General features: G+C 68.8%; 25 protein-coding genes. 13 read left to right on the top strand and 12 right to left on the bottom strand.

Translation table 11 applies throughout. The features are described from left to right. Positions 1-48: 48 nt before the first annotated feature. Both KBX71_RS07550 and KBX71_RS07545 read right to left on the bottom strand, forming a co-directional pair. Entirely contained in the window at positions 49-915 is an 867-nt protein-coding gene (locus KBX71_RS07550; protein WP_210817290.1) for an alpha/beta fold hydrolase, read from the bottom strand. A gap of 287 nt (positions 916-1,202) precedes the next feature. Further along, entirely contained in the window at positions 1,203-1,472 is a 270-nt protein-coding gene (locus KBX71_RS07545) for a hypothetical protein (RefSeq protein WP_210817289.1), read from the bottom strand. Positions 1,473-1,548: 76 nt separating this feature from the next. Here KBX71_RS07545 and KBX71_RS07540 point away from each other — a divergent pair, with 76 nt between their 5' ends. Then, positions 1,549-2,079, top strand: a complete 531-nt coding sequence (locus KBX71_RS07540) for an NUDIX domain-containing protein (RefSeq protein ID WP_210817288.1) — start codon at positions 1,549-1,551, stop codon at positions 2,077-2,079. Between the two features lie 27 nt (positions 2,080-2,106). On the opposite strand, the gene KBX71_RS07535 is transcribed toward KBX71_RS07540, so the two are convergent. From KBX71_RS07535 to KBX71_RS07500, 8 genes are all read right to left on the bottom strand, one after another. Beyond that, positions 2,107-2,334: a ferredoxin gene (locus KBX71_RS07535; RefSeq protein WP_210817287.1), complete on the bottom strand. Its 228-nt coding sequence runs from the start codon at positions 2,332-2,334 to the stop codon at positions 2,107-2,109. Then, positions 2,331-3,560: a cytochrome P450 gene (locus KBX71_RS07530; RefSeq protein WP_210817286.1), complete on the bottom strand. Its 1,230-nt coding sequence runs from the start codon at positions 3,558-3,560 to the stop codon at positions 2,331-2,333. Before KBX71_RS07530 ends, KBX71_RS07535 begins: the two co-directional genes overlap by 4 nt. Positions 3,561-3,768: 208 nt before the next feature. Further along, on the bottom strand, positions 3,769-4,266 hold the full coding sequence (locus KBX71_RS07525) for a hypothetical protein (protein WP_210817285.1): 498 nt from the start codon (positions 4,264-4,266) through the stop codon (positions 3,769-3,771). Further along, on the bottom strand, positions 4,266-4,784 hold the full coding sequence (locus KBX71_RS07520) for a SigE family RNA polymerase sigma factor (protein ID WP_210817284.1): 519 nt from the start codon (positions 4,782-4,784) through the stop codon (positions 4,266-4,268). The genes KBX71_RS07525 and KBX71_RS07520 overlap by 1 nt, the downstream gene beginning before the upstream one ends. Before the next feature lie 123 nt (positions 4,785-4,907). Then, positions 4,908-5,423 carry a hypothetical protein gene (locus KBX71_RS07515; protein ID WP_210817283.1) on the bottom strand — a complete coding sequence of 172 codons (516 nt, stop codon included), beginning with the start codon at positions 5,421-5,423 and terminating at the stop codon, positions 4,908-4,910. A gap of 305 nt (positions 5,424-5,728) precedes the next feature. Then, positions 5,729-6,472 carry an alpha/beta fold hydrolase gene (locus KBX71_RS07510; protein WP_247683105.1) on the bottom strand — a complete coding sequence of 248 codons (744 nt, stop codon included), beginning with the start codon at positions 6,470-6,472 and terminating at the stop codon, positions 5,729-5,731. Positions 6,473-6,569: 97 nt separating this feature from the next. Then, positions 6,570-7,139, bottom strand: coding sequence for a DJ-1/PfpI family protein (locus KBX71_RS07505; protein ID WP_210817281.1), 570 nt, complete (start codon positions 7,137-7,139; stop codon positions 6,570-6,572). An 85-nt stretch (positions 7,140-7,224) separates the two neighbouring features. Further along, positions 7,225-7,968 (bottom strand): GntR family transcriptional regulator, encoded by a 744-nt coding sequence (locus KBX71_RS07500; protein WP_247683050.1) that lies wholly within the window; start codon positions 7,966-7,968, stop codon positions 7,225-7,227. Between the two features lie 309 nt (positions 7,969-8,277). On the opposite strand from KBX71_RS07500, the gene KBX71_RS07495 reads away from it, so the two are divergent. From KBX71_RS07495 to KBX71_RS07460, 8 genes are all read left to right on the top strand, one after another. Continuing rightward, positions 8,278-9,684, top strand: coding sequence for an extracellular solute-binding protein (locus KBX71_RS07495; protein WP_247683049.1), 1,407 nt, complete (start codon positions 8,278-8,280; stop codon positions 9,682-9,684). Beyond that, positions 9,681-10,631 carry a carbohydrate ABC transporter permease gene (locus KBX71_RS07490; RefSeq protein ID WP_210817278.1) on the top strand — a complete coding sequence of 317 codons (951 nt, stop codon included), beginning with the start codon at positions 9,681-9,683 and terminating at the stop codon, positions 10,629-10,631. The genes KBX71_RS07495 and KBX71_RS07490 overlap by 4 nt, the downstream gene beginning before the upstream one ends. Next, on the top strand, positions 10,631-11,542 hold the full coding sequence (locus KBX71_RS07485) for a carbohydrate ABC transporter permease (protein ID WP_210817277.1): 912 nt from the start codon (positions 10,631-10,633) through the stop codon (positions 11,540-11,542). The genes KBX71_RS07490 and KBX71_RS07485 overlap by 1 nt, the downstream gene beginning before the upstream one ends. Next, positions 11,542-12,609 carry an ABC transporter ATP-binding protein gene (locus KBX71_RS07480; protein ID WP_210817276.1) on the top strand — a complete coding sequence of 356 codons (1,068 nt, stop codon included), beginning with the start codon at positions 11,542-11,544 and terminating at the stop codon, positions 12,607-12,609. Before KBX71_RS07485 ends, KBX71_RS07480 begins: the two co-directional genes overlap by 1 nt. Continuing rightward, positions 12,609-13,685, top strand: a complete 1,077-nt coding sequence (locus KBX71_RS07475) for an ABC transporter ATP-binding protein (RefSeq protein WP_210817275.1) — start codon at positions 12,609-12,611, stop codon at positions 13,683-13,685. Before KBX71_RS07480 ends, KBX71_RS07475 begins: the two co-directional genes overlap by 1 nt. Before the next feature lie 88 nt (positions 13,686-13,773). Continuing rightward, entirely contained in the window at positions 13,774-15,234 is a 1,461-nt protein-coding gene (locus tag KBX71_RS07470; protein ID WP_210817274.1) for an NAD-dependent succinate-semialdehyde dehydrogenase, read from the top strand. After that, positions 15,231-15,371 (top strand): hypothetical protein, encoded by a 141-nt coding sequence (locus KBX71_RS07465; protein ID WP_210817273.1) that lies wholly within the window; start codon positions 15,231-15,233, stop codon positions 15,369-15,371. Before KBX71_RS07470 ends, KBX71_RS07465 begins: the two co-directional genes overlap by 4 nt. A 1-nt stretch (position 15,372) precedes the next feature. Beyond that, complete coding sequence (locus KBX71_RS07460) at positions 15,373-16,605, top strand: iron-containing alcohol dehydrogenase (RefSeq protein WP_210817272.1); 1,233 nt, start codon at positions 15,373-15,375, stop codon at positions 16,603-16,605. A gap of 156 nt (positions 16,606-16,761) precedes the next feature. Here the strand turns inward: KBX71_RS07460 and KBX71_RS07455 are convergent, their stop codons facing one another. Then, positions 16,762-17,229, bottom strand: a complete 468-nt coding sequence (locus tag KBX71_RS07455; protein WP_210817271.1) for a nuclear transport factor 2 family protein — start codon at positions 17,227-17,229, stop codon at positions 16,762-16,764. A gap of 316 nt (positions 17,230-17,545) precedes the next feature. Here KBX71_RS07455 and KBX71_RS07450 point away from each other — a divergent pair, with 316 nt between their 5' ends. Together KBX71_RS07450 and KBX71_RS07445 are read left to right on the top strand one after the other, a co-directional pair. Continuing rightward, on the top strand, positions 17,546-18,733 hold the full coding sequence (locus tag KBX71_RS07450) for a S1 family peptidase (RefSeq protein WP_210817270.1): 1,188 nt from the start codon (positions 17,546-17,548) through the stop codon (positions 18,731-18,733). 28 nt (positions 18,734-18,761) lie between these two features. Continuing rightward, on the top strand, positions 18,762-19,322 hold the full coding sequence (locus tag KBX71_RS07445) for a hypothetical protein (RefSeq protein WP_210817269.1): 561 nt from the start codon (positions 18,762-18,764) through the stop codon (positions 19,320-19,322). Positions 19,323-19,404: 82 nt separating this feature from the next. On the opposite strand, the gene KBX71_RS07440 is transcribed toward KBX71_RS07445, so the two are convergent. Further along, positions 19,405-19,638, bottom strand: a complete 234-nt coding sequence (locus KBX71_RS07440; RefSeq protein ID WP_210817268.1) for a hypothetical protein — start codon at positions 19,636-19,638, stop codon at positions 19,405-19,407. A gap of 168 nt (positions 19,639-19,806) precedes the next feature. Here KBX71_RS07440 and KBX71_RS07435 point away from each other — a divergent pair, with 168 nt between their 5' ends. Further along, a complete protein-coding gene (locus KBX71_RS07435) occupies positions 19,807-21,033 on the top strand; it encodes a sensor domain-containing protein (RefSeq protein ID WP_210817267.1) in 1,227 nt (408 codons plus the stop codon). Further along, a complete protein-coding gene (locus tag KBX71_RS07430; protein WP_210817266.1) occupies positions 21,021-21,677 on the top strand; it encodes a response regulator transcription factor in 657 nt (218 codons plus the stop codon). The genes KBX71_RS07435 and KBX71_RS07430 overlap by 13 nt, the downstream gene beginning before the upstream one ends. Positions 21,678-21,764: the final 87 nt, after the last annotated feature.

Genomic DNA, 21,764 nt, shown 5'->3' with positions numbered 1-21,764 from the left:
AGCCCACGGCCGGCCCGTTCCGGTTGCTGCCGCTGTCAGCGAGCCCTTTCAGGCGGTCGTCCGGGCCGCCTCCAGAATGACCTCGGTGACCTCGCCGGGATGCGAAATAAGGCCCAGGTGACCGGCGTCGATCCGGGTGATGTCGGCCCCCGCCCGCTTCATCATCTCCTCCTGGCGCGCTGGCGGGATGACACGGTCCTCGGTGCCGATCACCGCCCATACCGGGATCGTCTTCCACGCCGGCTCGGTGGCCGGCACCGCCAGGGCGTTCGTGGCCAGGGCGACCTGGGATACGGCGAGCACCTCCGCCTGCCGCCGGGGCAGACCGTTGGCGAAGCCGGGGATGAACACCTTCGGCAGGACGTACGCGTCGACCGCACCTTCCGGGGCGCCCGGGAACGGCACGAGCTTGAACACGCTCGTGGGGTCGGTCAGGGCCGGCTCCAGCACCGAGCCGGAGCCAGCGGTGAGTTCCTCCACCGTCTCCCCCTTGTCCGGGGCGAAGGCGTCGACGAACACGAGCGCCTTGACGTTCTTGTTGCCGGTCGCGGCGTCGCTTACCACGAAGCCGCCGTACGAGTGGGCCGCGAGCACGACCGGACCTTCGATGGTGGACAGGAAGTCCTTCAGGTAGCCGCTGTCGATCGTCGGCCCCCGGTTGGGTTGCGGCGCGACCTGCACCTCGAAACCGCGTGCCTGGAGTCTGCGGACCTCCCCACTCCAGCTCGAACCGTCGGCCCAGGCGCCATGCACCAGGACGATTGTCGGCTTGGTGCGATGCCCCTCGTCGGGGGTTGGTCGTGCACCGCCGTCCGCGGACACGCCTGGGGCGGCTGAGCCGAGCACCGTCACCAGCGTTGCGGCGGCGAGCGTTGCGGCGATGGTCTTCGGCCGACGTAGCGAGATACCGAGCATGTCTCTTCCCCCTCGTTGGTCAGTGGTTTCCGAACGCGGGCAGATGTGCGTGGCGCCAACGCGACCCCGCCGGAGTCACAAACCGTCGGAAGCACCGCCGAGCGGCGCACGCACCGACAGCGGCCGGGCTCCGGTGCCGCGGTGAGCTGCCTGATCGCCCAAAACTCACCGTACTGACGCGCAGCGGAAGTCTCGGACAGAAGGGGAAAATCGCTCAGGTTTCACCTTGCTGGAGGACATGGCACCAAACCCGCTCGCCTTCAGCGATCGGTGGCCGCCGGAGTGGGCTATCCGTCAGCAGGTGGTCGGCTGTGCACCACCAGCTCACCGATCTCCAACCGGCCGACGCGCAGCTCCCGCACGACCGCCCGGCGGATCGCCAGCCGCCCGATCACCAGCGCCCCGACGGCGACGGCACCGACGGCCAGCGCCCCCACGGCGAGAGCGCCGACCGAGGCCGCCCCCGCGGCCCGCGCGCCGGTAGCCGCCGCACCCGTCGCGACCGCGCCGTTGGCGCGCGTCCCGGTCAACCGCATCAGGCGTACCTCTCGCTTCATCCCCCCATTGTCCGCGTACCGCCGGCGGCCCGCCCAGTCGGCTCGAGCTGTCCGATCCCTGTGCTCTAATCCCGCCATGCATGTCGTCGTCTGCGGCGCACTCGTGGAGCACGGCGCGGTCCTGCTGGTACACCGCAGCCCGACCCGCCACGCATACCCAGATCTCTGGGATCTGCCCGGGGGGCACGTCGAGGCGGGTGAGTCCGAACTACAGGCTCTCGCGCGGGAGATGCACGAGGAGCTTGGGGTTCACATCGTGGCGGAGTCCTCGTCACGATTGGGTGACCTGCATGCTGGCAGTGGCGAGAGCGCCGTCCACGTAGGTGTCTGGCACATCAGCGAGTGGGTCGGCTCTCCCACCAATCGCGCACCTGAGGAGCATGACGACATCGCATGGGTCGAGATCCGCGAGCTGGGCGGCCTTCCCCTCGTGTTTGCGACCCTGCCGGCACTGCTCTCTTCCCTGCCTGAGCCTGACCGGCTGCCTCGTCGCGACGAAGCACGGACAACCGCGTCGCCGGTGGTCGCACCCGAACTGCCGATCGAGGACAGCTGCGTGGGGCTCGCGTCGGTGCCGGCCGGGCGGCTGACCAGACGGACGCGATAATTCGTCGGCGCCGGGCTCGATTTCGGGTCAATCCTGCGGCGCGATCAGCCGGTCATCGGTGGCGTCGCGGACCGTGATCGCCTCCACCGGGCACGAGTCGGCGGCGTCGAGGATGACTTCGGCCGGGGCGACGACGTCGGCCAGTGGCGCGGACAGGCTGCCGACCAGGCGGAAGTGCTCGGGCGCGGTGCCGGCGCAGATGCTCGCGCCGATGCAGCGGCGCGAGTCCACCGCGATCCGCCACGCGGTACTCACCAGGCCACCGGCATGGCGAGCAGGCCCCGCACCAACATGCCCCGCTTCCACTCCAGCTCGGCTTCCGGTACGGCGAGCCGCAATCCGGGTAGGCGGGTCACGAGGGTGGCGACGGCGACCTGCAACTCCATGCGGGCCAGCTGCGCGCCGACGCAGTGGTGTACGCCGTGCCCGAAGCCCAGGTGCGGGTTCTGCTCGCGGTTGAGATCCAGCCGGTCCGGGTCGGCGAAGACGGTAGCGTCCCGATTCGCCGACGACAGTGAACCGAGAACCGGCTCACCTGCCCGGACCAGCACCCCGCCGACCTCGACGTCCTCCTTGGCGTACCTAGCGAAGGAGGAGCCGACGCCGAGCGGCACGTACCGCAACAGTTCCTCGACCGCGGCCGGCACCAGCGACGGGTCGGCCCGCAGCCGAGCGAGCTGGTCCGGATTGTGCAGCAGGACGTAGACGAAGTTGGGAATCTGGGTCACCGTGGTCTCGTGGCCGGCCGCGAGCAGCCCGCCGGCCAACTCCACCAGCTCGGTCTCGCTGAGCCGATCCTGATTCTCGTCGCGGGCCCGCACCAACGCGCCGAGCAGGTCGTCGATCCCCGGCTCGCGGCGGCGCTCGGCGACCAGATCACCGATGTAACCCCAGAGACTGTTCAGGTACTCCTGGATCGTTTCCAGGGGCAGGGAGGTGGTCGAGACGATCGCCTCGGACCAGATGTGGAAGCGGTCACGGTCGGCGTACGGAACCCCGAGCAGCTCGCAGATCACCTGGATCGGCAGCGGCGTGGCGACATGCTCCACCAGGTCGGCCGGAGGACCGAGCCGGACCATGTTGTCGACCAGCGTGTCGGCGATCTCCTGGGTTCGGGGTCGCAGCGCCTCCACCCGACGTGCCGTGAACGCCTTCGCCACCAACCGTCGCAATCGAGTGTGATCGGGCGGGTCCATGGTGAGCATGCCGCTGTACTGCTGGCGCGGCGTGAGCCTGGGCTCGTCGCGCTGAACGGCCGGGGCGCGGCCGAACCGCACGTCGCCGAGGACCGTTCGGACGTCCTCGTACCGGGTGGCTAGCCACGCCTCCTCGCCGTAGGGGAGCTGGACCCGGATCATCGGCTCGTTCTCGCGCAGCTCGCCATAGGTCGGATCGACGACGAGGCGGTCGGGCACGCTGAACGGGTACGCCCGCGCGGGCGGAACGGTTCGACGATCGGTGGTCTGCGCGCTCTCCGTCATCCGGATTCCCTTCGTCGAGACGGCGTGATCCTCAGGCCGGCACCACGTTCGTAGCGGCGCCGGATTGCCAGCGTCCAGGGCTCGCGGACAGCACACATTGACGCTCGGTGACTCGTCGATATCGGATCGTAGCGGGAGGTGTCGATGATCGCCATGGAGTGCGGCCCACTGCGGACAGCAGTGATTCAGTACGGCCTACTTCAGGCGGTCAGGAGGTGCAGAAGGACGCGGGCTCGGTCAGGCCGAGGTCCTCGCAGTCCCATCCGGTGCCCTGGTCCTGGAATCGCCAGCCCGTGCCGGTCGTGTAATGGAACAGGTAGATGACGCCGCTGGCGTCCGAACGCTGCACGTCGGCCGCCGCCCACGTCTCGACGCACTCCACTTCCCTGGAAGCGAAAGACCAGCCCGCCGGCAGCTCGACCAGGGTCCCGAGGGTCTGCGTCGAGGGACAACTGGGGTTCTGGGGTCCCGCACTGGTGGGGGCGGATGCGGGTGGCGTCGAAGGGTCGGGCCGCTGGCGGGTGGCGAAGGCGACCGTACCGCCGATGGCGAACACCACCGCCGCGGCCGCGGCGCCGGTGGTGACCGCTATCCGCCGCTGCGACTGCCGCGACCTGCGCAGGGCGCGCTCGTACATGTCCGTGGTGCCGCCGTGCTCGCTCAGATCGGACATGGCCTGACGCAGGGGCCCGAGGTTGTCGGTCATCAGGCCTCCTCCATCACGGCCGAGAGCAGCTCGGGCGCTATCTCCCGCATGCGAGCCAGCGCCTTGCTGGTCTGACTCTTGATCGTGCCAACGGAGCAGTGCAACAGATCCGCGGCCTCGGCCTCGCTGCGGTCCTCGAAGAACCGTGCCACCAGTACGGCCCGTTGCCGCTGGGTGAGTTGGGCGAGGGCCTGGTGCAGGGCAAGCTTGAGATCGGTGCGGCGAGCATGGTCGCTGCCGGGCTGGACCACGTCCGCCAGTTCGCCGGGCAGGGACTCGGCTACTCTGCGGCGCCGCCACCAGCTCACGTGCTGGTGGTACATGGCCGTGCGGGTGTACGCCTCGAAGTGCCCGGGATCATCCAGCCGGCGCCGGCCCCGGTGCGTGCGGGCCAGCGCATCCTGCACCAGGTCCTCGGCGAGGTGCCGGTCGCCGGTCAGCAGGAACGCCGTCCGTAGCAACGCCGGCGAGCGGGTCCGAACGAACTCACAGAAAAGATCGTCTATGGAGTCCGCCATGCCCCGCTCGTCCCCCCACGTACCCCAAAGTCCTTCAGGCAGCGGCGGCGTCGATGCGGCCGGGTGACTGTGGCGCACACCATAGCTGGTGTGCGCCACGGCAAGCGACCGCGGTCACCTCGGTCAGGAGATGCAGAACGGCGCCGGTTCGGTGAGGCCGAGGTCCTTGCAGTCATACCCGCTGCCGTCGCCGTAGTACTTCCAGCCGGTGCCGGTCACGAAGTGGAACAGGTAGACGCCGTCACCTGCCTTCGGGCCCTGCGGATCGGCTCCCGCCCAGTCCTTGACGCACTGGACACCGCCGAACGTCCAGCCCTTCGGAAGCTCGACAAGGGTCTCGAGAGTCTTCGCCGAGGGGCACTTGGCACTCGTGACCGCGCTGTTCGCCGACGTGGTCGTCGTCGTCACCGGATCCGAGATGCAGAACGGCGCCGGCTCGCTGAGGCCGAGATCCTTGCAGTCCCATCCGCTGCCCTGGTCGTAGTACTTCCAGCCCGTGCTGTCCACGTGGCGGAACAGGTAGACGCCGTCACCGGCGGTCGGGCCCTGCGGATCGGCCGCGGCCCAGCCCTTGACACACTTCACGTTCGTGAGAGACATGCCCTTGGGCAGCTTGACCAGCGTCTGGAGGGCCGTCACCGAGGGACAGTCGGCAACCCCGGTGGCCGTGGCAGCCACAGCGGGCGACGCACCGGGGGTGCCGGTGGCCGCAGCACCCGACGTCGGAGCAGATGCGGCTGGGCTGGGACCAGCTGGCGCAGCGGAGTCGCAGGCCGACAGTCCGATCAGGACGGCGACAGCAGGCAGCAGGAGGTGACGTGCAGACATTTCCGGGCCCCTATGGATCGTGGCGATCGTCGCTTACATCCGGGTACATGCGATCCACGACCCGCAGGTTGCCGCCAACCAGAGAAATTCTGCAAATCTTTTCGGCGACCCGCTCATTAGTGACTTCGGTCCCCGCGGAGGAAGCACGACAGCAGTTGCCTGAACTCCTGCGGGTGCTCGATCGCCGGCACGTGCCCGCATCGGCCGAGCACGTGCAGACGGACATCGGCCAGGTGTTCGAGCAGGGGCTGGGCTGCCGTCCCGAGCGGGGTCACTCGGTCGTCGGCGCCGTGAACGAGCAGCACCGGCGCGCGGACCGTTGCCAGCGTTCGCGCCGAGAGGGTGAGATCGTCGACCCATCGTGCCCTGGGTGGGGGGAACAACGAGGCGAATGCCCCCGCCCCCGCTCGCATCGCAGCTGCACGGGCATCGACGGCCGAATCGGTTACGAGCGCCTGGTCGAGGACGAGGCGACTCAGCATGTCTCGTGCCCCGAGCGGGCCGGCGGGGGCGGCCCAGATTGCGTCGAGGTCGGCGGACAGCGGCGCCCCGGGGGTGCCCATCGTCGAGACCGCCACGACACGGGTGACCTGCTGGGGGCGCGCGGCCGCCAACGCCAGCGCCACCGCACCGCCCATCGAGTGACCCACCACGGCGTAGTGCTCGATACCGAGGGCATCCATCAGGCCCGCGGCCTGTTCCGTCCACAGCCTCAGCCCACCCCTGGAACCCGCCGGGACAGGTGTACGGCCGAACCCCGCCTGGTCAGGCGCCACCACGTGCCAGGACGCGCCCAGCGCCTGCGCCGTCGTTGCCCAGGCTCCGGACCCGGTCGTGCCGGGTCCGGAGCCGTGCAGCATCAGCACCGTGGGCCCGGCACCGCTCTCCAGGACGTGGACCGGGGAGCCGTCGACTGCGACGGTCCGAAGTGTCGTCATCAGGGCAGGTCAGGTGTGCTCATGCCGGTGCGGAGTTGACCGACTTCGAGAAGAGCTCCATCATCGCCCTGCCGAACTGCGGCATGTCGGGCCAACCCCGGCAGGAGACGAGGTTGCCGTCCACGACGTCGGGAGCGTCGATGACTGTCGCGCCCGCGTTCTCCATGTCACCGGTGATGGGCGGGAAGCAGGCAGTCTTTCGACCCTTCAGCAGCCCGTACACAGCTGGCACCTGCGCGCCGTGGCACACCAGCGCGATGGGGAGGTTGCGCGCGAAGAAGTGTTCGGTGATGCGCCTGACGTCGGCGTCCACCCGGATCCACTCGGGGGCACGTCCCCCGGGGATGATGAGGGCGTCATAGCGCTCGACGTCGACCTCGGCCCAGGGCACGTCGACCGGCAGCTTCCGGCCGTTCTTCTCCACGTAGGCGTCGGAGTTGGGGTCGAACTCGTGGATGACCAGTTGCACGTCACGCAGCGTCCGTGACGAGACGTCGACGTCCCAGCCGCCCTCCTGCACGCGATAGTAGGGATACATGGTGTCGAGCTCCTCGGCGGCGTCGCCGGTCAGGAGCAGCGCTCTGGGCACCTGCTTCTCCTCGCGTCTGGGGGCGGGTGGTGTCGATCCAATCCGATCCGATCGATTGTTAGCATTCCTCGGCCCAGCCCGCCCGTCAAGCCTCTACCGCCATTCCGTCCGCGCCCTTGACCTCGTCGAACAATCGTCGGAAACGCTCGCCGGATCGCAGGATGTGCCGACGCATCGCGTAGGCGGCGGCGTCGGGGTCACGCGCGGCGATCGCGGCCACCACTTCCTCGTGCTCGGCCATGGCCAGGTGGGTGACCTGGGTGTCGTGGTGAAGCCGGAAGAGGTGCACGTGGCTGTGCAGGCGAGCGAGCGCCTCACGGATGACCTGGTTCTCCGCGCTCAGGGCGACGAGATCGTGAAAAGCGGCGTCGCGTAGCCCGAAGGCGCCATAGGCCGTGGGCCCGTTGCCCCCCTCCAGCTCCGCCATCTCCTCCAGCATTCGTCGCAGACCGGCCACCTGCGCGGAGGACGCGCGTTCGGCGGATCTGCGTGCCGCCGCCGGCTCGAGGAGCAGGCGGACCTCGAGCATGTCCTCGAATCGATGACGGGTGATTTGCGGCGGAATGCGGTAGCCGGCATGGGGCACCCGCACGACCAGACCCTCGGCCTCCATGCGGTTCAGGGCGTCTCGGATCGGTGTCTGCGAGACCCCGAGCTCTCGTGCCAGGACGTCGATCGTGACGCGGGACCCGGGCTCGATCCGTAGCGACATCAGCTGTCCGAGCAGGGTGTCGTACACCTCGTCGGCAAGCCGGCCGCCAGATCTTCCTGGCGGCACTCCACCCGTCACGGCCCTGCGGCCCGGTGCGGTCATCGCTTCCTCGTCCATCGTGACGTGAGGTCCTTTCTTGCGTCTTCGGGAACCTGTTGACATCAGTCACAACGCTGCGGGATGCTGACGCCCCCACTCGATCGTATAGGAAAAGTGCCGGATGCTCGTCATCCTGCACCATCGCGGGACCGCCCGCCATCGCTCTACTTCGATCTCGTGACACCGGTCCGCGGTTCGGCCCCGCGACTGCCCGGCACCGCACCTGAACGACCCGGCAACTGCTCGGCGAAGCACATAGCGAGGCTCTAGAAGTCCCCAACCCAGAAGGCAGGCAAGAAGATGCGGTATCCAAAGCGAACAGGACGAATGTCCGCTCCCGGTCGAAGGGTTCAGCTGGCGACGGCGGCCATGCTGCTGGTGGCCACGACCGCGACGGCTTGCGGCGACGGCAAGGACGACGACGCGAAGGCGAGCGCCCCCAAGGCGCCGGCGACCATCCCGGAGCTCACCAAGGACCCGCTGACCCTCAGCTTCATCTGGTTCGAGTGGCCGCCCGCCAAAGCACTCGAAGCCTTCGCGAACGCGGAGTACAAAAAGGAACGGCCGAACGCGACCATCAAGGTCAACACCGTGCCGAACGCGAACTGGCACGACGCGATGTTCACCCAGTTCGCCGCGCACAAGACCGACTTCGACATCGCGATCCTGGACTCGCAACACATCGGCGAGGCCGTGACGAACGGCAACATCCTCGACCTCACCGACTTCGTCAAGAAGAACATCGACGTCACGGCCTACAACCCGTACCTCCTGGCGGCCTACGGCCAGTACCCCCAGGCGGAGACCGGCAAGCGCGACGAGAACGCCAGCCTGTACGGACTGCCGCTGCTCGGCGACACCTGGACGATGATCTACCGCAAGGACCTGATCGGCGACAAGCCACCACAGACCTGGGACGAGATGATCTCAGCCGCCGAGAAGTGCCAGGCGGACAACCCCGGCGTCAGCGGGCTGGCTTTCCACCAGGCCAACGGCTCCGACGCCGCGGCCGTCACCTACAACACTGTCAACGGCGTCTACGGCGGCAACCTCTGGGACTCCAAGACGCGCAAGATCGACGGCGTCCTCAACGACGCAGCGGGCCAGGAAGCGATGGACGTCCTGGTCAACAAGATGAAGCCGCTGACCGCCAAGGGCTCCGGCAACTGGTTCATCGACGAGGTGAACGCGGCGGTCGCGCAGGGCAAGGCATGCATCGCGTTCAACTGGATCGCCGCCAGCGGCGGCCTGCTGGATCCGAAGGAGTCGACGCTCGGCACCACGCGGGAGCAGATTCTCGACAAGCTGGGTTTCGCCACCCTACCGAGCCAGAAGACGAACCTGGTCCCTCTCGGCGGTATGGGGATGCACGTGTCGGCCTACTCCTCCACGGCGAACCAGGCCGAGGCCCTGAACTTCATGGAGTGGTTCGAGCGGGCTGATGTCCAGAAGAAGTGGGCCGCGGCCGGTGGCGTGCCATCGCGTACGGACGCCCTGGAGTCGCCCGAGTTCCTCAATGCCGGGCCGTTCAACCAGGTCTACACCGACTCGGTCCCACGGATGCGGGACATGTGGAACGTGCCCGAGTACGCCCGCCTCGTCAACATTGAGAACACCAACGTGAACGCAGCTCTCAACGGCGCGAAGAAGCCGAAGGATGCGCTCGACGACATCGCCAAGGAGCAGCAGAGCGTACTCGACTCCAGCGGCCGCAAGGGCGGCGGCGGACTGTGAGTGACCCCGCCCCTCTGACGACCGACGACCCCGGGCAGGTGGCGTCCGCGACGCCGCCTGCACGGGGCCGGTCCCGCGGGCTGAGCGACCGCGGGCTCGCCGTCGCCTTCATCTCCCCCGCGCTGCTGCTGTTGCTCGCGATGTCGGTATTCCCGTTGCTGTGGGCGTTGTACCTGTCTTTCACCGACTACTCGGCCACCCGCGGGGGGCCCGCCCATTTCCTCTGGTTCGGCAACTACACCGCCATCCTGACGTCGGCGCAGGTCCACCAGAGGGCCCTGACGACGTTGATCTACGTGATCGGCGCGGTCGGCCTACAGACCGTGCTCGGCTTCGCCATCGCCTACCTGATCTCACGGCGCACACACGGGCGAGGACTGCTGACCACCCTGTTCCTGGTTCCGATGATGCTGTCGCCGGTAGTGGTCGGGCTGTTCTGGCGATTCATGCTCGATGCGCAGTTCGGCGTGATCAACAGCATGCTCGGCTCGATCGGCCTGGGGCAGGTGGAGTGGCTCACCCGGCAGCGAACGGCACTGGTTTCCCTGATCGTGGTCGACACCTGGCAATGGACGCCGTTCATCATGCTCATCGCACTCGCGGGCCTTACCGCGGTTCCGAAGTACCTGTACGAGGCCGCCTCGATCGACCGGGCGTCCGAATGGTTCCGGTTCCGCAACATCACCCTTCCGCTGGTGTGGCCGCTGCTCCTCATCGCGGTGTTGTTCAGGGCCATCGAGGCCTTCCGCCTGTTCGACCTCGTCTACATCCTCACCAGCGGTGGTCCGGGTGTCTCCACCGAGACCTTGTCGTTCCACGTCTACAAGGTCGCGTTCCTGGGCTTCAACACCGGAACCGCCTCGGCGTACGGGATTCTCATGGTCCTCGTCGTCATCGTGCTCACGCAGTTCTACCTGCGCTACCTGAACAAGCTCAAGGAGGGCTGATGGCCGTCTCCGTCGACGAGGCCGTGTCCACGGGTCCTGCCGCGGATCACACGCCCCCGACGCGCCGCCTCGGCGGCCGGGGCCGCTCGGTGCTGGAGGTCGCGCTGCTGACCGTGCTGGCCGTCGTGATGCTCTTCCCGGTGCTGTGGATGATCGAGACGTCCATCAAGGAGAACCGCGACGTCTACGCCATCCCGGCCGAGTTCTTCGGCTTCACTGTCACTCTGGACCATTACAAAGACGTGTTCGTCTCCCCCGACGGCGGTCGCTCGGCCCTGTCCGTCGCGTTCCTCAACTCCGTCGTGGTCGCCGGGGTCTCCACGGTGCTGGCCACCGTGCTGGGGGTCCCGGCGGCCTGGGCCTACTCACGCTTCGCGGTGAAGGCCAGGAAGGATCAACTGTTCTTCATCCTGTCCACCCGCTTCATGCCGCCCGTGGTGGTCGTGGTCCCGATCTTCCTCATGTACCGCCAAGTCGGACTCATCGACTCCAAGCTCGGGCTGATTCTCATCTACGCCGCGTTCAACGTCCCGTTCACGATCTGGATGATGAAGGGGTTCGTCGACGAGGTGCCCTCCGAGTACGAGGACGCCGCCATGCTCGACGGCTACACCCGTTTGCAGGCGTTCTGGAAATTCACCCTTCCCCTGCTCGTGCCCGGTATCGCCGCGACGGCGGTCTTCGCACTCATCTTCTCGTGGAACGAGTTCGTGTTCGCCATCTTCCTCACCTCCAGTGACAACGTGCGGACGGCCCCGCCCGCCATCGCCGGCCTCATCGGCGGCACCACAGTGGACTGGGGTCTCGTGGCCGCCGCCTCCGTGGTGTTCGCCCTACCGGTGCTCGTCTTCGCCTACCTGGTACGCAAGCACCTCGTCGCCGGTGTGACGCTCGGGGCGGTGCGACGCTGATGGCGGGCATCGAGGTGACAGCCCTGCACAAGCGCTACCCGGACGGGACGGTCGCGGTTGATCACGTGGACCTGTCCATCGGCGACGGCGAGCTGTTCGTGATGCTCGGCCCTTCGGGCTGCGGCAAGACGACCACGCTGCGGGCCATAGCCGGCCTGGAGAGGCAGACGACTGGCGACATCCGCATCGGCGACACGCTGGTCAACGACCTGCCGCCCGCCGAACGCGACATCGCCATGGTGTTCCAGTTCTACGCCCTCTACCCACATCTGAAGACCCGCGACAACCTGGCGTTCCCACTGCGGGCCGAGGGACTGCCCAAGCCGGAGGTGCACGAGCGGGTCGAGGAGGCCGCCCGGCTGATGCGGCTCGGTCCGCTCCTGGACCGGCGACCGCGCCAGCTGTCCGGCGGGGAGCAGCAGCGCGTCGCGCTTGCTCGCGCCCTGGTGCGACGACCGCGCGCATTCCTCATGGACGAACCTCTCACCAATCTGGACGCGGAGCTGAGGGCGGACATGCGCACGGAGATCAAGCACCTGCAGGGAGAGCTGGGGGCGACGATGGTCTACGTCACCCACGACCAGGTCGAGGCGATGTCTCTCGGCCACCGAATCGCCATCCTCAACAAGGGCCGCGTCGAGCAGATCGGCACGCCGCTGGAGGTCTACGACCGTCCGGCGAGTCTCTTCTGCGCAGCGTTCATCGGCTCCCCGCCGATGAACCTGATCGAGGTGGAGGTGGCCGACGGGAAGCTGCGCGGTCTGGGCGGACTGGTCCTCACGCCACCGCCGGGCCTGCCGCGCGACCGCAGCCTGGTCGCAGGCGTCCGGCCGGAGGCGCTGGAAGTCACCGAACCAGGCGCGGATCGTTCGGTACCGGCCCGCGTGGTCTCGGCGGAGTGGCTGGGCGACGAAATCATCTACGTGGTTGACCACAACGGCCAGCGCGACGTACGGGTTCGGATGCCACCGACTGTCCGCTTCGCCACTGACGCAAAGGTCGGGCTACGGCACACCGGCGCGACCCCGGCGGTCTACGACGTGAGCACGGAAGAGCTGGTGGCCTGATGGGAACCGTGGCAGTGCGTGGGCTGTGCAAGTCCTTCGGCAGGGTTCAGGCCCTGGACGGGGTGACGCTGGACGTGCCGGACGGCTCGTTCTTCGTCGTGCTCGGGCCCTCCGGGGCAGGCAAGACGACGACCCTGCGGGCGATCGCCGGCCTCGACAAGCTTGACGCCGGGTCGGTGCATCTGGACGGGAGGGACGCGACAGCTGACACCCCGGCCGCACGCGACCTGGCCATGGTCTTCCAGAGCTACGCCCTCTACCCGCGACACACGGTGTACGACAACATCGCTTCGCCGCTGCGGGCACGCCGCTGTTCTTCGAGCGAGATCGCCGCTGCCGTCGAGCAGATGTCGAGCCTGCTGCACATCGAACGTCTGCTGCAGCGTCGTCCCGCGCAGTTGTCGGGCGGTGAGATGCAGCGTGTCGCCCTGGCCCGGGCGCTGGTCCGTCGCCCACGCGCGTTTCTCATGGACGAGCCGCTGACGAACCTCGACCTCAAGCTCCGCGTCGAGATGCGCACCGAGCTCACCCGCATCCACCGGAGCCTCGGAGCAACCTTCGTCTACGTGACCAACGACCAGGTCGAGGCCCTGTCCATGGCCGACCAGGTCGCGGTCCTCAAGGAGGGGAAGGTGCAACAGGTCGGAACGCCGACCGAGGTGTACGAGCGTCCCGCCAACCAGTGGGTCGCCGGCTTCGTCGGGAGCCCGCCGATCAGCCTGCTCGCCTGCCGCGCCGAGGGAGATCGTCTGGTGGGTGCGGAGGGCTGGACGCTGCCGCGGCCCCGCTGGACCACGGCCGAGGACGGTCGTGCGTTGCTGCTGGGCCTGCGCGCGGAGGACCTGTCCGTCGAGCAGCGTGGGAACGCGTCGTTGTCGGGGGAACTCTACGGACTTGAGCCGCTGGGTGACCGCACGGTGGTCGACGTCCGAGTGGGGACGGAGATCCTCAAGGTCAAGGCACGACCCACAGTCACCGGTACGCCGGGCGAGCGGCTGCTTGTCACTGTCGACCTGGACCGTGCGCACCTGTTCGATGCGGGCACCGGGCTGTCGCTGTCCGAGGCTGGGCGATAACCGCGCCGGGTGACACGTCCGTCGACACGCGTGGCGCGATCGTTGAGGCACGCCGGACATCACCAGGAAGATCACAGGAGGCGACGCAATGAGTGACCCGATGAACGTCCTGGCCCCCGAGCACCGGCGGCTCCGGATCGGCGACGCCTGGCGCGACGCCGCAAGCGGCGCCACCTTCGCCGTCGAGGACCCGGCCACCGGCAAGACCATCGCCGAGGTGGCGGACGCCGACGCCGCTGACGGGCTCGCCGCTCTGGACGCGGCGAGCAGGGCAATGGCGGAGTGGGCGGCGACCCCGCCGCGGAAACGGTCGGAGTTGTTGACCGCGACGTACCGGGCACTTACCGAGCGATCCGAGGACATCGCCCGGCTGATAACGCTCGAGATGGGCAAGCCGCTCGCCGAGGCGCGGGGGGAAGTGGCGTACGGCGCCGAGTTCTTCCGTTGGTTCGCCGAGGAGGCGGTGCGCGTCGAGGGCCGCTTCAGCATCGCTCCCGCAGGTGGATATCGCATCCTCACCGTGCCGAAGCCGGTCGGACCGTGCGTCTTCGTGACGCCCTGGAACTTTCCGTTGGCCATGGGTGCCCGCAAGATCGCTCCTGCACTGGCCGCGGGCTGCACGACGATCACCAAGCCGGCAGGCCAGACGCCACTCACCATGCTGTTGCTGGCCCGCATCATGGAGGAGGCCGGCGTTCCCCCGGGCGTCGTCAACGTGGTGACCACCAAGCGTTCCGGGAAGGTGGTCTCCGCACTGCTGGCCGACGGTCGGACCCGCAAGCTCTCGTTCACCGGGTCGACCGAGGTCGGGCGCGTGCTGCTACGACAGGCCGCGGACAACGTGCTGCGCACCTCCATGGAACTGGGCGGCAACGCGGCCTTGATCGTGTGTGCCGACGCTGACCTGGACGTCGCGCTCGACGGCGCCATGGTGGCCAAGATGCGCAACATCGGCGAGTCCTGCATCGCGGCCAACCGGATCTACGTCGAGGAGCCGGTGCGCGAGGAGTTCACGGCACGCTTCGCCGAGCGGATGGGCGCACTGTCGGTGGGCCATGGTCTCGACGACGGCGTGAACGTCGGAGCGTTGATCGACGAGGCCTCGGTCACCAAGATCGACGAGCTCGTCGCCGACGCGGTCGATCGCGGCGCCCGGGTCGTGGTGGGCGGCGAGCGTCCGGATGGACCGGGCCACTTCTACCCGCCCACCGTCATCGTCGACGTGCCCGACGACGCACGGATGCTGGAGGCGGAGATCTTCGGCCCGGTGGCGCCGATCATCTCGTTCACGTCCGACGACGAGGTGATGGCGAAGGCCAATGACACCGAGCACGGCCTGGCCGGGTACGTCTTCACCCGTGACCTTCAGCGGGCGCTCCGGTTCGCCGAGGGGCTCGATACCGGGATGCTCGGCATCAACCGTGGTTTGATATCGGACCCGTCAGCTCCGTTCGGAGGCGTGAAGCAGTCCGGGATCGGCAAGGAGGGGTCGCACGAGGGCATCCTCGAGTACCTCGACCTCACCTACGTGGCGATCGACCTACCGTGACCGGCCCGCCGCGCCGCGCGCACGCCGCGCGCGCCCGCGCCACCCGGGCGGCCAACCCTGCCGACGCCGTCCCGGTCACGCAGGTGACCTGGACGTCCGCCCAGCACATCGCCGCCGACGTTCCGGAGAGGCACTGACATGCTTGAGACCGTCCGCGGACCACGCCAGCTGATCGTGGGCGAAGGGGTCGCGCAGAACATCCCACGAGTGGTGGCCGAGAGTGGCTCCCGAGTCCTCATCGTGACCGACCAGGTTCTTCTGGGGCAGCCGGGCGTGGCCGACATCGTGGCCGCCGTACGGGAAAAGGTCGAGGTCGTCGCGGTGTTCTCCGACGCGACTCCCGACGTGCCACTCACCGATGTCGCCCTGGCCGTCTCGGTCGCCGCCGAGGTGGACGCCAACGTGATCCTCGCCATCGGGGGTGGCACGGTGATCGACCTCGCCAAAATCGTCGGCGTCATCCGGCGCCACGGTGGGACTCCGCGCGACTACTACGGCGAGTCGAAGGTGCCGGGGCCGACGATTCCTCTCGTCGCGGTCCCGACGACGTCAGGCACCGGCTCCGAACTCACACCGGTCTCGGTGCTGACCGACCCGGACCGCGAACTGAAGGTGGGGGTTTCCAGCGTCCACATCGTGCCCGACTTCGCCATCGTCGACCCCGAACTCACCTACACCTGCCCTCCGACCGTCACCGCCCACTCCGGCATCGACGCGTTTTGCCACGCGGTGGAGAGCTACACCGCGCGACCCCGGGCCCACGGACCGCGCGACCCTGTGGAGCAGGTGTTCCTCGGCCGCAACCCGATCACCGACCACTACGCGCTCCTGGCCGCCGAGCGGATCGCCCGTAGCTTGCGTCGTGCTGTCAGGGACGGAGGCGACACGGACGCGCGAGCGGACATGTCCTACGGCTCGATGCTCGCCGGGCTCGCGTTTTCCCACGCGGGCAACGCGGCCCCGCACGCTCTCCAGTACCCCATCGGCGCAGCCACGCACACGCCGCACGGCCTGGGCGTCGGGCTGCTACTGCCCTACGCCCTGGACGCGGCCAGGGATGCCATCAGCGACCGGTTGGCGATCCTCGCCAAGGTGTGCGGGCTCGACGTGACCGACGCCTCGGATGCCGAGGCCGCAGAGACGTTCCTCGCCTGGCTCGACGGGCTCCTTGCCGACATCGGCATCCCCCGCACCCTGGCGGACATCGGCGTGGCACGCGCCGACCTCCCGCGCTTCGCGGAGATGGCAAGTGGCGTCACCCGCTTGATCCAGAACCATCCAGGCCCGACCGACACCGCCAGCCTGACCGCGATCCTCGAAGCGGCCTGGACCGGGGACCGGACCCGACGCGTCCCGACTCCGAGCAGATAGTGACCGGCCGTTCACCTGACCACGAGTTCCCTGGCCCCACCCGTGGGTGTCGGCATGCTCCCGGCCTCAGCGAAGGAATTCACTGAGGACCCCGCACCGCCCCTGACCTGCGGGAACGTGGAGCCGCAGGCAGGGTGCGCAGGCGTCGGGCGTGAATCAGGGTCGGGCCGCACCCTCGATGGTGGTGCTTTCCTGCGGACGGAGTGCTGTCAAGAGGCTGTCGAGTTGACCCCAGGCCCGCGCGCTGGCGACGTGGTCAATGTAGTCCCGGGACTCGATGATGAGCCCATCGCGGATACGCATCACGAAGACGCAGGGCACCGTGAATGCCTCACCTGTCTCGGTGACCCGCCCCTGATAGGCAAACTCGGCGACAATCACCTCCGGGTCCGCGGTTTCATGAATCCGCACGTCGACCGGCTTACGGTTCAGCGTCCGGGCAACCGGAGGCGTCGCGGTGAAGTGCTCGTGCAGTTCGCTGCGGCTAAGCAGCGGCGGCGGGTTGAGCGGGTGGAACGGATGCGTGACATGGGTTTGTTCGGCGTACAGGTCGGCCAAGTCTTCGTACGGGCCGTCGCAGACACCATTCACCAGTCGGAGGAAAGTCTCGCGTGGGCCACTCATGCCGGCCTTCCTTCGAATCGGTGGATCTCACGTGGGGCATGCCGAGGACGACATCAAGGGATGGCCGGCACCCTACCGACCTCAGCCCTGATCTGACTGCCCCCTGGCGCTTCCGGAGCCAGGTGTCCAGCCGTGTCCAGCCGCGTCCAACATCTCACTCGCGGCCCCCTCCCGATTGCGAGGATTGCCGTCTGGTCCGGGCCATCCGGCTCCTGACCTGGCCGACCAGTCCCCCTCGTGATCGGAGCGGTGAATGTCAGAACCTGTTGTCAGCCACCCGCGTACGACAAGGCCAAGTCGCAGGTCCCTGCTCGCAATGGCACTCGCCGTCGTGGCGTCGGTGGCCTTCGTCCCGACGGCCGCAGCGGCTGGGCCCGTCGACCAACCGGCCCGGCCCGGAGGCGCGGCGGATCCGGCCCGCACCGATGGCCGGGCAGCCCTGGCTCCCGCCGGAGGCGTCGCCGGAAGGGCCCAGGCGGACGGGGCGGCGGACATGGCCGAGGCGATCGCCGAGCAGCGGGGCATCAGCCGCGATGCCGCCGAGAAGCTGATCAGTGCCGAGAACGCCAACGTGCGACTCGCCAACCAGTTGACCACCGAGCTGGGTGCCAGCTCGGGCGGCGCGTACCTGTCCGACGGCAACCTCGTTGTCACGGTCACCGACGCCGCGGCTGCCGCGAAGGTGACCGCCACTGGCGCGAAGGCCCGCCTCGTCGCTCGTGGCGAACGGCAACTCCAGAAAATCCAGCGGGCGTTGGAGGCCACGCCGAGTGAACCGAACACGACCTGGGGGGTGGACCCGAAGACCAACCAGGTGGTGGTGAGCCTGCCGGCGTCGGGGGCGAAGAACGCCGCGCAAAGCTCGGCGGCGCGCAAGTTCGGCGCGGCGGTCCGTTTCGAGACCAGCGCCGGCCAGATCCAGCCGAACGTCGGGATCTCCAGCGGGGACTCGCTGGGCGGCTGCTCGGTCGGCTTCACCGCCACCGACTACACATTCAACTACATCATCACGGCCGGCCACTGCACCCAGGGCTACCCGCACTGGACACTGCCCAACGGCCAGGACGTCGGGCCGTCGCTGGAGAGCAACTATCCGGAGAACGACTTCGGCCTCATCTGGATGAACGGTTCGTCGGTCTGGGCGACCGGCACCATCAACCTGTGGAACAACACGAGCCGCAGCATCCACGGTTGGGCGACGGCCGTGAGCGGGCTGTCGGTCTGCAACTCGGGCAGGACCACCGGATTCAGGTGCGGCTCCGTGCTCAGGACCAACGTGACGGTCAACGGCACGGGCGGCACCGTACGCCAGATGGTCGAGACCAACATCTGCACCCTCGGCGGCGACAGCGGTGGGCCGCTCTTCGCCACCAACACCGCGTACGGGCTGAACTCGCACGCCAATCGGAACGGCAGCCAGTGCAACTCCACGCCGCGAACCTGGCATCAGCCGGTGGGAGAGGCGATCAACGCGTACCAGGTCGTCATCTACGGCGCGCCGTGACGAGCGGCGACGAGCGAAGGAGACAGGGATGAGAACCGCATTCACCAGAGCCGCACGCCTCACCGCCGCGGCCGTCATGGCGACGGCAGTGGCCCTGACCGTTGCCGTCGGCCCCGCCCAGGCGGACCTCTGGCAACACACCGACGGGTTCGAGGGGAATCCGGCAGCGGTGTGGGAGTTCCACCGCTCCGGGGCCGGAAGCGGAGCCTACGAGCTGGGTACCGGAACGGCCCGGTCCGGTTCGAACAACGCCATTCTCACGACCTCGACCGGTGGCTGGTCCGGGGTGGGCAAGCTGCTCACCGTGGGGCCGCGTACCGCCGGGCACTCCACCACCTGCGGCGGCGGGTTCTTCGTCCGGGCGGTCAGCGGGCCGGCGGTGCTCAACGTCGAGGTGATCGATCCGGCGAGCTGGACCTACCTCGCGCTGCGCACCGTCCGGATCACCGACACCGTCTGGCGGCGGCATGACGTGGCCAGCTACGCGAACGGTCCGAGCCAGGTGTTCGTCCGGGTCTCCCTGCTCGGTGGCAGCGGTGCCGTGCGGGTGGACGACATGGCCTTCCAGTGCTCCTTCTACCGCGCCTGAGCAGGTCGACCACAGCGGGGCCGGCGCTCGTGGCGCCGGCTCCGCGAGGGTGATCGAGCGCGACGGGGGTGCGTTCGTGTCCCTACGACTCTCGCGCGCGGTTACGGCGGTGGTGAACGATCAGCGCGACCGCGCTGAGCACCGCCACCAGGCCGAACGCCGAGCTGATCCACTGGTTGTCCGCCGCCGTCGACAGCACCACGTTGGCCGCGGCGCTGACGAAGAGCACCAGCCACAGCAGCGGGCGTAGCAGGCCGCCGCCCGGCTTCTTCGATGCGTCGACCGTGGCTTCGGTGATGCGGTACGGATCGGTCATGACTACCCCCTTCGGCGAACGTTCCTCGACTCCGTCAACGCTAGGCGGACGGCGCGGCGGGGCCGATCCCGCCAGCTCGACGACAGTGGTACAGCAGGCTGCACCTTCCGCGCCGGGCGTTGCCGGGCGGGGCCCGCGGTGGCCTATGTTGGCGGGGGAGGTGGGTCGATGACGTACGTGCGGGGCCGCGTTCGCGCCTCGGTCGACGCCCTGGAGCACCTCGCCGGAGGGCTGGGCACCGCCGCGCTGGCGCTGGGCGCGCTGCTCTGGGCGGCGATCGTTGCGGTGACCTGCCTGGGCGGGGTGGGGCTGCTGGCGGCGCCTGGTGCTCTGCGGGCGGTGCGCTCGGTGGCCGACCGCGAGCGGGCCCGGCTGTCCCGCTGGGGTGAGCCGATCCTCACGCCGGGGCCGGCGCCGGCCGGGTTGCGGACGGCGACGCGCGATCCCTTCGTACGCCGGGAGTTCGGCTGGATCGGGCTGTACTCGCTCGTCGGCCCGGTGACCGGGCTGGTCGGCCTCGTGCTGCCACTCTCTGCCGTGCAGTACGTCACGTTCCCGCTGTGGTACGAGCTGCTCCCTGCCGACGCCGGCGGGCCGGGGATCGTCTGGTGGCGCATCGACGGATTGTCCGAGGCACTCGCGGTCGGGTTGTTCGGGGTGGGCTGGCTGGCCGCCGCGATCTGGTTCAGCCCGGTCCTGGCCCGTCTCCAGGCATGGCCGGGCCGGTTGCTGCTGCCTCCGCCGCCGGGTGTCGACCTGTCGCTGCGGGTGGCCGAGCTGACCGCCACCCGCGCTGCGGCGCTGGACGCCCACGCTGTCGAACTGCGCCGGATCGAGCGGTCGCTGCACGACGGCACCCAGAACCGGTTGGTAGCGGTCAACGTGTTGCTGGGCGCCGCGCGGCGGGCCGCGCGCCGCAATCCGGACCGCGCCGACGAGATCCTCGGGCAGGCGCAGGACGCCGCGGAACAGGCACTCGGCGAGCTGCGTACGGTGGTGCGCGGGATCCTGCCGCCCGTGCTGGACGACCGGGGTCTCGCCGGCGCGCTGGCGGGCCTGGCCGGAAGCTGCGTGGTGCCCTGCCGACTTGAGGTGGACGTGGCTGTGCGGTGCGCGGCCTCAGTGGAGGCCACCGCCTACTTCGTGGTGGCCGAGGCGCTGACAAACGTCGTCCGGCACAGCGGTGCGAGCCAGGTGGACGTGGACGTACGCCGCGAGCGCGGCCGGCTGCTGGTGTGCATTGAGGACGACGGGCACGGCGACGCGGACGAGACACGTGGCTCAGGGCTCGCCGGTATCCGCCGGCGGGTCGAGGCGTACGACGGCCGGATGACACTGACGAGCCCTCCGGGAGGGCCGACGAGAATGGACGTGGAGCTGCCATGCGGATCGTGATCGCCGAGGACGACCCGCTGCTGCGTGAGGGGTTGGCTCTGCTGCTGCGGGCGGAGGATCTGGACGTGGTCGCCACGGCCGGTACTCCGGGCGAGTTCCTGGTCGCCGTCGACAACCATGCGCCGGACGTCGCGATCGTGGACGTACGGATGCCGCCGACCCACACCGATGAGGGCATCGTGGCCGCGGTGGAGGCCCGGCGGCGTCGCCCCGGCCTCGCGGTGCTGGTCCTGTCGGCGTACGTCGAGCAGGCGTTCGCCACCGACCTGTTCTCGGTCGGCGCCGTCGGGCTCGGTTATCTGTTGAAGGAGCGGGTGGGCCGGGTCGAGGAGTTTCTCACCGCGCTGCACCGCGTGGCGGACGGCGGCAGCGTGATCGACCCGGAGGTGGTGGCGCAGTTGCTCGCCCGCAACCGCCGGACGGACACGGCGCTGAGCGAGCTGTCGCCGCGTGAGCGTGAGGTGCTGGGGCTGATGGCCGAAGGGCTTGGCAACAGCGCGATCGCCGAACGGCTGTTCGTCACGGACGGAGCGGTGCACAAGCACATCCGCAGCATCTTCTCGAAGCTTCAGCTTCCACCGGACGACCAGGCCGACCGCCGGGTCACCGCGGTGCTGCGCTACCTGAACGGCGATCGACGGTAGCGCCTGCTGTACCCGGACCTGGCAGCCCACGGGATGGTCGCCGTTCTCGCACGTCAATAGGTTTCTGGTGCGCGCAGTTCTTGCCGA

It is taken from the genome of Micromonospora sp. D93 (assembly GCF_018070365.1).
Lineage (GTDB): Bacteria > Actinomycetota > Actinomycetes > Mycobacteriales > Micromonosporaceae > Micromonospora > Micromonospora ureilytica.
The sequence above is the reverse complement of the archived record's forward strand: the minus strand, read 5'-3'. Positions and strand labels throughout refer to the sequence as shown.

Excerpts from the sequence above, each read along its gene's own strand:
- KBX71_RS07550 (WP_210817290.1), bottom strand. The coding sequence starts at position 915 with ATGCTCGGTATCTCGCTACGTCGGCCGAAGACCATCGCCGCAACGCTC.
- KBX71_RS07545 (WP_210817289.1), bottom strand. The coding sequence starts at position 1,472 with ATGAAGCGAGAGGTACGCCTGATGCGGTTGACCGGGACGCGCGCCAAC.
- KBX71_RS07540 (WP_210817288.1), top strand. The coding sequence starts at position 1,549 with ATGCATGTCGTCGTCTGCGGCGCACTCGTGGAGCACGGCGCGGTCCTG.
- KBX71_RS07530 (WP_210817286.1), bottom strand. The coding sequence starts at position 3,560 with ATGACGGAGAGCGCGCAGACCACCGATCGTCGAACCGTTCCGCCCGCG.
- KBX71_RS07525 (WP_210817285.1), bottom strand. The coding sequence starts at position 4,266 with ATGACCGACAACCTCGGGCCCCTGCGTCAGGCCATGTCCGATCTGAGC.
- KBX71_RS07520 (WP_210817284.1), bottom strand. The coding sequence starts at position 4,784 with ATGGCGGACTCCATAGACGATCTTTTCTGTGAGTTCGTTCGGACCCGC.
- KBX71_RS07510 (WP_247683105.1), bottom strand. The coding sequence starts at position 6,472 with ATGCTGCACGGCTCCGGACCCGGCACGACCGGGTCCGGAGCCTGGGCA.
- KBX71_RS07500 (WP_247683050.1), bottom strand. The coding sequence starts at position 7,968 with ATGGACGAGGAAGCGATGACCGCACCGGGCCGCAGGGCCGTGACGGGT.
- KBX71_RS07495 (WP_247683049.1), top strand. The coding sequence starts at position 8,278 with ATGTCCGCTCCCGGTCGAAGGGTTCAGCTGGCGACGGCGGCCATGCTG.
- KBX71_RS07485 (WP_210817277.1), top strand. The coding sequence starts at position 10,631 with ATGGCCGTCTCCGTCGACGAGGCCGTGTCCACGGGTCCTGCCGCGGAT.
- KBX71_RS07480 (WP_210817276.1), top strand. The coding sequence starts at position 11,542 with ATGGCGGGCATCGAGGTGACAGCCCTGCACAAGCGCTACCCGGACGGG.
- KBX71_RS07475 (WP_210817275.1), top strand. The coding sequence starts at position 12,609 with ATGGGAACCGTGGCAGTGCGTGGGCTGTGCAAGTCCTTCGGCAGGGTT.
- KBX71_RS07470 (WP_210817274.1), top strand. The coding sequence starts at position 13,774 with ATGAGTGACCCGATGAACGTCCTGGCCCCCGAGCACCGGCGGCTCCGG.
- KBX71_RS07460 (WP_210817272.1), top strand. The coding sequence starts at position 15,373 with ATGCTTGAGACCGTCCGCGGACCACGCCAGCTGATCGTGGGCGAAGGG.
- KBX71_RS07455 (WP_210817271.1), bottom strand. The coding sequence starts at position 17,229 with ATGAGTGGCCCACGCGAGACTTTCCTCCGACTGGTGAATGGTGTCTGC.
- KBX71_RS07450 (WP_210817270.1), top strand. The coding sequence starts at position 17,546 with ATGGCACTCGCCGTCGTGGCGTCGGTGGCCTTCGTCCCGACGGCCGCA.
- KBX71_RS07445 (WP_210817269.1), top strand. The coding sequence starts at position 18,762 with ATGAGAACCGCATTCACCAGAGCCGCACGCCTCACCGCCGCGGCCGTC.
- KBX71_RS07440 (WP_210817268.1), bottom strand. The coding sequence starts at position 19,638 with ATGACCGATCCGTACCGCATCACCGAAGCCACGGTCGACGCATCGAAG.
- KBX71_RS07435 (WP_210817267.1), top strand. The coding sequence starts at position 19,807 with ATGACGTACGTGCGGGGCCGCGTTCGCGCCTCGGTCGACGCCCTGGAG.
- KBX71_RS07430 (WP_210817266.1), top strand. The coding sequence starts at position 21,021 with ATGCGGATCGTGATCGCCGAGGACGACCCGCTGCTGCGTGAGGGGTTG.